Origin of the sequence: Liquorilactobacillus vini DSM 20605, assembly GCF_000255495.1 — a bacterium.
Classification (GTDB): Bacteria; Bacillota; Bacilli; order Lactobacillales; family Lactobacillaceae; genus Liquorilactobacillus; species Liquorilactobacillus vini.
The window spans coordinates 1-9133 of the sequence record NZ_AHYZ01000126.1; the positions used below are offsets into that span (position 1 = coordinate 1).

12 protein-coding genes are annotated in these 9133 nt (G+C 37.8%); 2 read left to right on the forward strand and 10 right to left on the reverse strand.

Going from position 1 to position 9133, the window contains the following annotated elements:
• Nucleotides 1-40: 40 nt before the first annotated feature.
• The 4 genes from ON15_RS07250 to ccpA form a co-directional block, all read right to left on the reverse strand.
• The gene (locus ON15_RS07250; protein WP_010580828.1) at nt 41-769 is read right to left on the reverse strand and encodes a YebC/PmpR family DNA-binding transcriptional regulator; all 729 of its coding nucleotides are present in this window, start codon (nt 767-769) and stop codon (nt 41-43) included.
• Nucleotides 770-860: 91 nt separating this feature from the next.
• Nucleotides 861-1079 carry a VanZ family protein gene (locus tag ON15_RS12200; protein WP_328285375.1) on the reverse strand — a complete coding sequence of 73 codons (219 nt, stop codon included), beginning with the start codon at nt 1077-1079 and terminating at the stop codon, nt 861-863.
• Nucleotides 1048-1350 (reverse strand): VanZ family protein, encoded by a 303-nt coding sequence (locus ON15_RS12205; protein WP_328285376.1) that lies wholly within the window; start codon nt 1348-1350, stop codon nt 1048-1050. The genes ON15_RS12200 and ON15_RS12205 overlap by 32 nt, the downstream gene beginning before the upstream one ends.
• 15 nt (nt 1351-1365) lie before the next feature.
• Nucleotides 1366-2367 (reverse strand): catabolite control protein A, encoded by a 1002-nt coding sequence (gene ccpA / locus ON15_RS07260; protein ID WP_010580829.1) that lies wholly within the window; start codon nt 2365-2367, stop codon nt 1366-1368.
• A 203-nt stretch (nt 2368-2570) separates the two neighbouring features.
• On the opposite strand from ccpA, the gene ON15_RS07265 reads away from it, so the two are divergent.
• Nucleotides 2571-3674 (forward strand): M24 family metallopeptidase, encoded by a 1104-nt coding sequence (locus ON15_RS07265; protein ID WP_010580830.1) that lies wholly within the window; start codon nt 2571-2573, stop codon nt 3672-3674.
• A 103-nt stretch (nt 3675-3777) separates the two neighbouring features.
• On the opposite strand, the gene ON15_RS07270 is transcribed toward ON15_RS07265, so the two are convergent.
• Both ON15_RS07270 and ON15_RS07275 read right to left on the reverse strand, forming a co-directional pair.
• Nucleotides 3778-4245, reverse strand: coding sequence for a hypothetical protein (locus ON15_RS07270; RefSeq protein ID WP_010580831.1), 468 nt, complete (start codon nt 4243-4245; stop codon nt 3778-3780).
• Between the two features lie 26 nt (nt 4246-4271).
• On the reverse strand, nt 4272-4673 hold the full coding sequence (locus tag ON15_RS07275) for a DUF948 domain-containing protein (RefSeq protein ID WP_010580832.1): 402 nt from the start codon (nt 4671-4673) through the stop codon (nt 4272-4274).
• 154 nt (nt 4674-4827) lie between these two features.
• Between ON15_RS07275 and ON15_RS07280 the strand changes: the two genes are divergently transcribed.
• The gene (locus ON15_RS07280) at nt 4828-5742 is read left to right on the forward strand and encodes a mechanosensitive ion channel family protein (RefSeq protein ID WP_010580833.1); all 915 of its coding nucleotides are present in this window, start codon (nt 4828-4830) and stop codon (nt 5740-5742) included.
• 112 nt (nt 5743-5854) lie between these two features.
• On the opposite strand, the gene ON15_RS07285 is transcribed toward ON15_RS07280, so the two are convergent.
• The 4 genes from ON15_RS07285 to ON15_RS07300 all read right to left on the reverse strand — a co-directional run.
• Nucleotides 5855-7003 carry an N-acetyldiaminopimelate deacetylase gene (locus tag ON15_RS07285; protein WP_010580834.1) on the reverse strand — a complete coding sequence of 383 codons (1149 nt, stop codon included), beginning with the start codon at nt 7001-7003 and terminating at the stop codon, nt 5855-5857.
• Between the two features lie 30 nt (nt 7004-7033).
• Entirely contained in the window at nt 7034-7744 is a 711-nt protein-coding gene (gene dapD / locus ON15_RS07290; protein WP_010580835.1) for a 2,3,4,5-tetrahydropyridine-2,6-dicarboxylate N-acetyltransferase, read from the reverse strand.
• Between the two features lie 11 nt (nt 7745-7755).
• Nucleotides 7756-8247 carry a cyclic-di-AMP-binding protein CbpB gene (gene cbpB / locus ON15_RS07295; RefSeq protein ID WP_010580836.1) on the reverse strand — a complete coding sequence of 164 codons (492 nt, stop codon included), beginning with the start codon at nt 8245-8247 and terminating at the stop codon, nt 7756-7758.
• Nucleotides 8248-8403: 156 nt separating this feature from the next.
• Nucleotides 8404-9133 (reverse strand): Gfo/Idh/MocA family protein (locus ON15_RS07300; protein ID WP_010580837.1); only part of this gene is annotated, 730 nt, incomplete at its 5' end.

Consider the following 9133-nt stretch of genomic DNA (forward strand, 5'->3'; position numbering starts at 1 on the left):
CCAGATCCGTAAACAACTAATTAATTATTCTTTTAAAAAATCAATTTTCCGGTAATTCTCCGGCATGAAAGACCTCAGAAACATCATCTTCATCTTCCAAACGATCAATCATCCGTTCAAATTGCTCCACCTTATCAGTAGGTACTGCAACATAATTTTTAGGGATCATAGTTAATTCAGCATTTGCCAAATCATATTTCTTTTCTAAAGCATCGCGAACTGCTGTAAAATCTTTTGGATCAGTATAAATTTCAAAAACATCTGTTGAAGTTTGTAGATCTTCCGCACCAGCATTGATAACATCTTCAAACATCTGATCTTCAGTCACATCAAGATCCTCGCGAGCAATCGCAATATAGCCTTTTCGATCAAACATGAAACTAACCGATCCGGTCTCACCTAAACTGCCGCCATTTCGCGTAAAATCAGCTCTGACAGCTGAAGCAGTTCGATTACGATTATCAGTTAAGGCATGAACTAAAACTGCAACGCCCCCAGGACCATAGCCCTCATACGTAATCTCTTCGTAGTTTGCTCCATCTGCTCCAGTTGACTTATCGATTGCACGTTTAATATTATCTTTTGGCATATTAGCTGCACGAGCCTTATCTACCATTAAACGCAATTGTGGATTTCCATCTGGATCAGGACCGCCAGTTCTAGCCGCCATATATATCTCACGTGACAATTTTTGGAAAATTTTACCACGTTTTGCATCCTGAGCATTTTTTCGGCCTTGGATGTTATTCCATTTAGAATGTCCTGACATTTCTAATACCTCTTTCCAATTAGTAATAGCAAATTGACGTTACAGTCATATAAATTTTAACAAAACAATTAATTTAAAGCAAATTTACTTACTACTTTCTTTTACGTTTGATCAACATCACCAATAAAATTCCCGTTAACGCTCCAAATCCATCCAAAATTACATCTTGAAACAAAGGAGTCCGATCACCAGTCAGCATTTCGTGAAATTCATCTAAAGCCGCATATCCCAGCGACATTAAAGTACACACAAAAACTGTTAATAAACTACTCTTAAGTCTAGTTCTTAAGGCTAATGCAAAAAAAGACACCCAGTGCTAAGTAAATAAAAAAATGAGCCGCTTTACGCATAAAGAATTCAACAAATTTATAATAACCGCTAGTTGCAATACTGATAGTCTGTCCCGCATACGTAAAAGAAATTTGTGATAATTGACGTTCAAATGGTTTAAAAGACAAATATTTTTCAAGAAAAGGAACTGAAGTTTGTTGCTGATATGTCATTGAAGAACTAATGAATAAAATTCCCATAACTAGAAGCGCCAGCAGTAAATATAATCGTGTGTCGTTTTTACTTTTCAAAAAATCCCCACTTTATTATTTAGTCGATGAGCGCTTAATAAAACCATATGGCAACTCGACCGTTTTTTCAGCTATTTCTTCTTTATTCATTAATTTCGTTAAATAGCGCATTGAAACAGCTCCAATATCATATAGTGGCTGAGTAATCGATGAAAGTTTGGGACGAACAATTTCAGTGATCTTTGAATTATTGCTAGTTACAATTTCAAAATCCTGGGGAACCTTAACACCAGCATCTTGTGCACCATTCAAAACGCCCGCTGCCAGTTCATCATCACCCACCACAGCAGCAGTTGCTTTAGCGGAAACAATTGCTGGCCATAACATTTCACCGGCGTGATAGCTATAATCAGTCTCAAAAATCAGTTCCGGATCGAATTCAATTCCATTTTTTGCTAAAATTTTTTTATAACCAGCTAAGCGATATTTACCATTAATTGGTTCTTTCAAAGGCCCGGAAATAAAAGCTATTCTTTGATTGCCGTGATTTAATAAGTCAGCCACTGCTTCTTCGATTGCCGCTGCATAATCAATGTGCACGCTGCCGAACTCTTCTTGATCATCAATCGATCCTGCCAAAACAATTGGGGTCTTGCTATGGGCAAACTGTGAACGCAACTCTGAACTGATACTATTGCCCATGTAAATAATACCATCCACCTGTTTAGCTAATAAGGTGTTCAAAACAGAAATCTCTTTCCGTGAATTGCCATCAGAATTTTCCAAAATAATATTATATTTATACATTGTGGCAACATCATCAATTCCTCGAGCTAATGAAGAAAAATAAATATTGGTAACATTGGGGATGATTACCCCAACTGTAGTAGTCCTTTTGCTAGCTAACCCTCTGGCAACCGCATTAGGGCGATAGTCCAAGCGCTCAATGACTTCTAAGACCTTTTTTCGAGTAGTTGGTTTAACATTTGGATTGCCATTAACAACTCGTGAAACGGTTGCCATTGAAACGTCAGCTTCTCGTGCTACATCATAAATCGTAATTGTATGTTTTTCCATTATATGCCTCTCGCTTTCATTTCATTTTCATTATCACTATCTAATTTAGCAAAATAATTCGACAATTGCAAGCGGTTAATTAACTGAAATAGCTTATTTTCATTAAGTTTTCATTATTTTCAGAACATCAACTGGGGTGAATTTAATCCCTTTCGCTAAATATGCTATAATCAAAGTAATTTAAATTTTGAGGAAGCGATTAAATGTCACATCTTGAAAATATTCAAACCTGGTTAGCTAAAAATAATTATCAAATTGGTTATATAAGCGACTACCAAAATATTCAATACTTTACTGGTTTCAGCAGCGATCCAGTTGAACGAACCTTAGCACTGTTTATTTTTCCTGATCAGGATCCATTTATTTTTGCCCCAGCTTTAGAAGTTGAAGCGGTTAAAGAAGCCGGCTGGAATTTTCCAGTTTATGGCTACTTAGATCACGAAGATCCATATTCCATCATTAAAGACAAAATCCTACAACGGATCTCTCAGCCAAAGCGCTGGGCAATTGAAAAGGGCAATCTCAATGTTAGCCGTTTTGAACAGCTACAGCAAAAGTTCCCTAACGCAAAATTTAATGGTAACTTGACTCCAGTGATTCAAAAAGAACGTTTAATCAAAACCGCCGATGAAATTGAAAAACTGCGAATTGCTGGGAAATGGGCTGACTTTGCTTTCGAGGTTGGTTTTAAAGCTTTAACAACCAAACGGACCGAACAAGATGTTGTCGCTGAAATCGAATATGCACTAAAACAAAAAGGCATCATGCATACTAGTTTTGACACGATCGTTCAAAGTGGAACTAACGCTGCAGAACCACACGGCGCACCAAAAAAAGATTTTATTCAACCAAACAAGTTAGTCTTATTTGATTTAGGAGTAATTTATGATGGCTATATTTCTGATGCCAGTCGCACAGTTGCTTTTGGTCAGATCAACCAAAAATCACAAGATATTTATAAGATCTGTCTTGAAGCCCAACTAACAGCACAAGCTGCTGCTAAGCCGGGAATTACAGCTGCTGAATTGGATCGGATTGCACGCAACATCATCGAAAAAGCCGGTTATGGTCAATACTTTATTCATCGCTTGGGGCATGGTATGGGGCAAAGTGAACACGAATTTCCATCAATAATGGAGGGAAATGACTTAGTCCTTAAACCTGGCATGTGCTTTTCAATTGAGCCTGGTATTTATATTCCAGGAATTGCTGGTGTCCGGATTGAAGATTGTGTTTATGTTACTGCGGACGGCGTTGAACCATTCACGCATACTTCCAAAGACTTAAAAATCTTACCAGTTAAATAAAGATTCATCACTACTCATAAAAGCTCTTAATTTTCTAATAGAAAACCCCCTAAATTAAAAATTTAGGGGGTTTTTGGCACTGTAAGCTTTAATTGTGTTGCTATTACTCTCCGTGTGGGAAAAATGTTTCAGTTGGATGGTCTTCTTCAAAATCCGCTGCCGCTTTAGCTTCTCCAAAAGCTGAACGACCATCAATTACAATTTCATCTTCATTTTCGCCATCGAGTTTTTCTTGCTCCAGATGCTGACTCACCAACTCTTCCTTTAATTCCTCAGTTGCATCTTTTAAAGAAGTAAACGCCTGCTGGAGTTTATCATTATTTCTTAAATTATCTGCCACATCACGTGCTTTTTCTTTTAAATCAGCAAATGATGTTTGGACATTGCCTTGATTATTCAGATAATCTTTAGCATAATCGTAATAACGCAAGCCAACTTCAGTCCCATTATCTTTAAGCTCTTGTAATTTAGCTTTAATTTCTGGCCGATGCTCTTTTAAAACTTTTTTGGTAAGTGTATAGGCGACGAGCCCCGTAGCTAAACCAAATAAAAGTGATGTCTTTTTACTCATTTTATATTCCTCCTCAAATTAACTAATTATCCCTTTTGATTATGTTTTTTATATAAGTGGCTAAGTGCATTCCAAACTAAGGCTGTTTTGCCAACTTTTTTTGAAGAACTAGTAACTTTTTTAGCCAAGTTTTTGCTGGCATCATTTAAGTCAGAGACACTTTCGCTCAAATCAGCAACTGTCTTGAAAAACGGATCGATCGTCTTGACTTTATGATTAACGTCATCAAGTAAAACATTGGTCTTGGCAAGTAGATTTTCAACTTCCTGTGAAATTGAATCAACATCTTTGGTCAAGGAAGTAACCGATTGCTGCGTTTCTTTAATGACCTTACCTAATTTGACGATCAGCATACACAAAAAAACAACCAGCAATAAAAAAGCTAAGGCGGCGATCAAGCCAGCCAACTGTCCAAACGTAAGTGTCATCCAAAATATCCTCCTATTTTTTTCACTTTGCTTAAGAATAGCATTGCTGAAACAAAACTGCAATTAAAATAATACCTAGTTACTTCCTTAGTTATACTGCAGTTCGTCTGAAATTTTGCTATGATAGATAGAGAAATAAAGGAGTGTTGCTGCAATGCATTTTTTCTACTTAGCTGAAAACAATGGATCATTATCTTCATCTGTTTCAAAGCAGATGAGTCAACAAACAAATATCATCACGCACTATTTTACTAATATTGACTGGGATAGTGTTATTAGTAAAATCGTGACTACCTTTCTTTCAATTATTCTGATTTCCAGCGTGTTTTTTATAATTAATTGGATTGGAAAAAAACTTATTAGCCGTAGTTTTAAGCGTCCTAAAAAAAGCGACCATCTTTCAGCTAATCGATTACAAACAATCTATACCTTATCCCTCAACATTTTTCATTATAGTATTTTATTCTTTTACTTTTACGCAATTTTATCAATTTTAGGAATCCCTGTTGGCACCTTGATTGCTGGTGCTGGAATCGTCAGCGTTGCCTTAGGCTTAGGTGCACAGGGCTTTGTCACTGATGTTGTAACTGGTTTTTTTATTTTGCTGGAACAACAATTTGATGTCGGTGATGAAGTGAAAATTGGATCGATCTCCGGAACGATCCATGCCATCGGTCTGCGGACAACACAAATTATTGATTATGATGGGACCTTGCATTTTATTCCTAATCGAAATATCACTATTGTCAGCAATCTTTCGCGCAATGATATGCGTGCTTTAGTCGATGTCTATTTTGATCCAAACGAAGATATCCAAGGGATGAGTGCATTAATAAAACAGGTAAATCAGCAAATGGCACCAAATTATCCTGAAATTACGCAGGGACCAACCTTATTAGGAACCATTGATAATGGCCATGGAAGCTTAGCATTAAGGGTCATCATCTACACCAAAAACGGTGCACAATATACTGTGCAGCGTGATTTTCTAGCGGCCTATTTGGAAAAACTTACACAAGCTGGTTACAAAATCGCTAATTCACCATTAAATTTAACCACATCGTCTTAAGACAAAAATCTCATTAAGATATAAGATAAGGCCTTCTAATTGCTATTAAAGCTACTTATAACGCTAGATGTTTTAATCTATCATTATTGCTTCTTCAATTAGAAGACCTTATTTATTTACTCTTAATTTCAATTTGACGTTGTTTCAAGAAGCCAATCATCGCGGTCACACCTTTGATGATTGCTCCTTCTTTAGGCGCTAAATGCTCAGAATGCAATGAATATGGGCTCTCAACTCCTAGCCAAAACATCGTTCCAGGAATTTTTGATAATAGGAAGCCAAAATCTTCTCCAGTCATTGCTGGCTGAGTTTCTTGATAAGCGACCCCAGGAGTATTTTCCATGTAGCTAATAAATGATTTGGTCGTTTGTGGATCATTTTCGACTGGGTAATACCCGCCTTGATGCAAATCCAACTCCAATTGACATTCGAAACCAGCTGCAATCGATTCCGCAATCGTTCGTACCCGTTGCTGAATCTTTAAGTTAATTTCCTGGGTCAAAGCACGAATTGTCCCATCGATTTGTGCAGTTCCGGCGATCACGTTGCCAACCGTCCCAGCATTGAAATGTCCTAAAGTGACCACACCAGCTTGAATTGGATCAAGATTGCGACTAACGATCGTCTGGATTTGCGTAACAAAGGCTGCACCTGCCACGACCATATCCTTGGCATTTTGCGGAAAGGCCGCATGACCACTTTTTCCAATAAATTTAGCATGAATTTCACAAGTCCCGGCAAATAAAGTCCCTTGGCGACAGCCAATCACCCCAGCCGGCAATTGCGGATTATCATGAAATGCATAAATTTCATCAGGCATCCACTCATCCAAGGCTCCTGCTTCATATAACTGTTTGCCGCCGCTGGCATTTTCCTCGGCTGGCTGAAAGATAAACACTAAATTCGCCAACGGTTGGTGTTCAGCAAAATAACTTAAAATTCCTAATGCGACCGTCATATGAATATCATGACCACAAGCATGCATTTTGCCTGGATGCTGTGAGCTAAATGGCAACCCAGTTTCTTCGGTTACTGGCAGTCCATCAATATCCGTGCGATAACCAATGGTATAACGCGCCTGACTACCTTGAACGTGAACTAAAATTGCCGTTTTCCAGGTTTTGATCTGTAAAAAAGCTTGGGGCATTGCCCGAATAATTTTCAGCAACAAAGCCTGAGTTTCAAACTCTTCCATTCCAATTTCTGGAATTCGGTGTAATTGCCGCCGAATTGCAATCAAATTTTCTGCTGATAAACTCATCTTATCATTCCCATTCTTCCAATTTACCAATTAGATTTTGCGCAAATCATCGACCAATTCTTTTTTCCCTTCAGCAACTTGGGCAACATCCTTAATTTTACGTGCTGGTACCCCAGCAACAACCGTTCCGGGAGCAACATCTTTCGTCACAACAGCGCCAGCACCTACTACTGACCCAGTCCCAACTCGCACTCCTTCTAAGACGACTGCATTTGCACCGATTAAAACATTATCTTCAATCACAACTGGCTGAGCAGACGGAGGTTCAACCACTCCGGCTAAGACCGTTCCTGCTCCAATATGACAATGCTTGCCAACAATTGCACGGCCACCCAAAATAGCACCCATATCGATCATCGAGCCTTCACCAATTTCTGCACCAATATTGATCACAGCTCCCATCATAATCACTGCATTATCACCAATTTCGACTTGATCACGAATAATTGACCCTGGCTCGATTCGGGCATTAAATTTTTTCTTATCGAGCAACGGGACCCCAGTATTACGGCCATCATTTTCAATTCGATACTTTTTAATCTTAGCTTGATTCTTTTTTAAAAATGCAGCAACTTCTTTCCAGTCGCCAAATAATACACCAGCTTTTTTACCAAAGTAAGCATCAAGCTCTTTGGGAACTTTAACTTCATTTAAATCCCCTTTAAGAAAGACCTTAACGGGCGTCGCCTTTTTTGCATTAGCAATTGTTTTGATAATTTCATTCGCATCTAATTTCGACATATAGACTCTCCTTAGCTTTCTTGCTCAATTTTTTCTGTTTGTTTTTCGGTTACTGTAAAATAATGCTCTAACTCATGAGCAGTATAATTAAAACCCTTCATAATCTCACGACGAGTAACAATCCCAGTAAATATTTGATCTTTGTCGACCACTACTAAAAATGGTTGATCAACTAACAAATGCAGAATTTCTTCAATATCATATGGTAATTCAATCGTTGGTACATCAGTCTGCATGATTTCTCTTACTTGGTGTCTGGGTAAGGTTGATGGATCAATTCCATTCATCCCTAACATTGTCTCAGCTATCATTGATAACGACAGTAGTCCCTTAAAATGCTGCTCATTATCAAGAACCGGAATTTTTGAATATTTGATTTTAGTTAAAACTAAAAATGCATGATCCAAATGATTAGTTTCCTGCACATTAGCGACAATTTCGGCTGGAATCAAAAAATGATCCTGACGCTGTTCAAACAAACTTTCAATCGACTTAGCAATCAAAATTTAGCCCCCTTAGTTTGAGCTTGCTAAATTTATTCTAGGTTATTTAAAAAATAAAATCCAATCTTTCTCTGCTAAAAAAGAAAGCTTAAAAAAATTTTAGAAGTCAACCAAAAAAAACAAATTGGCCTTTTGACCAGTCAGCTTTCATTAGAGTTAGTTCAAAGGATCACCATACCACTGCTGATAAAGTGATTCAATTACTTTTCGCGAGTTTAAAATCAACTTCGCAGCAGTTGCTAAACAAGTTTGATCATTGGCGATTACACGCTGATCAAACCAGTCAAGTAGATAAACTAAATTATCCACTGCCTGATTGGTTACCAGATCTTTTGACCGCCCTGACGACAATAAAACAGCCTTTCCAGTTGGTTGAGTAAAATTCAAGACCTTGATTTGGCCTTCCGTGCCATACAAAAGAATTTCATTCTCAAGCCTTGGTTCAGCAGCAATCAAAACATTACACAAAATATTTTCAGCCTTAAGCACTAAATTACAACTTGAATCAGCTTGACCAATCTGACTATTTTCTAACCCTTGCCATTGCGTAACTTGATGACCACATAGCGACTGAATCAATGCAATAATCATTGATCCACTATGAAATAATGCACCACCGCCAGCTGATAAATCGGTAAACCAAGCTGGTGGATTTTTGATTCCCACCTTCACATCAAAAAACTTTAAATCACCAATCGCTTTTTGCGCTATCAAAGCTTTGATTTGTTGTATGAGCGGCGAAAACAACGGTGAAAAGTTCTCAAAGACTAATAAATTTCGCTGTTTTGCTAACCGCAAAAGTTCATTAGCACCAACAAAATGCCGCGTCAATGGTTTTTCAATCAATAAACTTTTATTGTTTAACAACGTCTGCTTCGCTAAATCA

Coding starts and splice junctions, on each gene's coding strand:
- ccpA (WP_010580829.1), bottom strand. CDS start 2,367: ATGGAAAAACATACAATTACGATTTATGATGTAGCACGAGAAGCTGAC.
- ON15_RS07265 (WP_010580830.1), top strand. CDS start 2,571: ATGTCACATCTTGAAAATATTCAAACCTGGTTAGCTAAAAATAATTAT.
- ON15_RS07285 (WP_010580834.1), bottom strand. CDS start 7,003: ATGAGTTTATCAGCAGAAAATTTGATTGCAATTCGGCGGCAATTACAC.
- ON15_RS07280 (WP_010580833.1), top strand. CDS start 4,828: ATGCATTTTTTCTACTTAGCTGAAAACAATGGATCATTATCTTCATCT.
- dapD (WP_010580835.1), bottom strand. CDS start 7,744: ATGTCGAAATTAGATGCGAATGAAATTATCAAAACAATTGCTAATGCA.
- ON15_RS07275 (WP_010580832.1), bottom strand. CDS start 4,673: ATGACACTTACGTTTGGACAGTTGGCTGGCTTGATCGCCGCCTTAGCT.
- ON15_RS07270 (WP_010580831.1), bottom strand. CDS start 4,245: ATGAGTAAAAAGACATCACTTTTATTTGGTTTAGCTACGGGGCTCGTC.
- ON15_RS07250 (WP_010580828.1), bottom strand. CDS start 769: ATGTCAGGACATTCTAAATGGAATAACATCCAAGGCCGAAAAAATGCT.